Genomic DNA, 664 nt, shown 5'->3' on the forward strand with positions numbered 1-664 from the left:
CGACTTCGCCCTTGATAAAGGCCGGAGGCGTTGGCATTCCCCAACGCAGCATTGATACCTCCAGCTCGCCGCTTTCATCCTGGCGCGCGACCGGCGCGGGATAGTCCGGGTAAATATCGAGATTGAAGTCGGTGATGTTTGTCCTGTTTCCGATCCCATTGAAGAGATTGCGGACCGCATCAAAGCCAGTCGATATTTTGTAGAGGTTGCACATGCCTAACGGCCCCATTCATTTTCTTGCTGCGGTGGAGGTGGTGATTCCGCAATGAACCGCTTGATATCGGCCGCAGTGGCTTGCAATTGCGAAGCGGTATCTTCGATGAGCTTGAGAATCTCTTCTAGTTCAAATTGGGCGCGATACACCTGTTCCCGATCGACGTGGATATTGAGGGTAGCATAATCGGGTTTTGTCGAACTTGGACGGATGATTTTGATTGTGCTGCTGCTGCTATGTCCGTGAGTGAAAGTGCAGCGCCATACGACTTCACCACCGAGAATATCATTTTCAAGCGTCTCGAAAAAACCTTTTGGCATTTCAGTCCCCCTGCGGCCGCCCATCACGCGATGATATTCGATCCTTGATTGCGCGCAAGCGGGCGTTAATCCCGCAATTTGTTCTTGGTGCCGAACATATTGTGTTCCTTATTCCTGCAGCTCCAGACCT

General features: G+C 51.7%; 1 protein-coding gene and 1 pseudogene. Both read right to left on the reverse strand.

All coding sequences use genetic code 11. From position 1 onward, the window contains the following. Positions 1-214, reverse strand: a pseudogene (locus ACTJI9_RS22435) (SOS response-associated peptidase); the annotation flags it as partial. A gap of 2 nt (positions 215-216) precedes the next feature. Beyond that, positions 217-534: a hypothetical protein gene (locus ACTJI9_RS22440; protein ID WP_440811029.1), complete on the reverse strand. Its 318-nt coding sequence runs from the start codon at positions 532-534 to the stop codon at positions 217-219. Between the last annotated feature and the right edge of the window lie 130 nt (positions 535-664).

Source organism: Phyllobacterium sp. 22552, assembly GCF_052044585.1.
GTDB lineage: Bacteria > Pseudomonadota > Alphaproteobacteria > Rhizobiales > Rhizobiaceae > Phyllobacterium > Phyllobacterium ifriqiyense.

Bases quoted from the DNA above. Each gene is read 5' to 3' on its own strand.
- ACTJI9_RS22440 (WP_440811029.1), bottom strand. From the start codon at position 534: ATGCCAAAAGGTTTTTTCGAGACGCTTGAAAATGATATTCTCGGTGGT.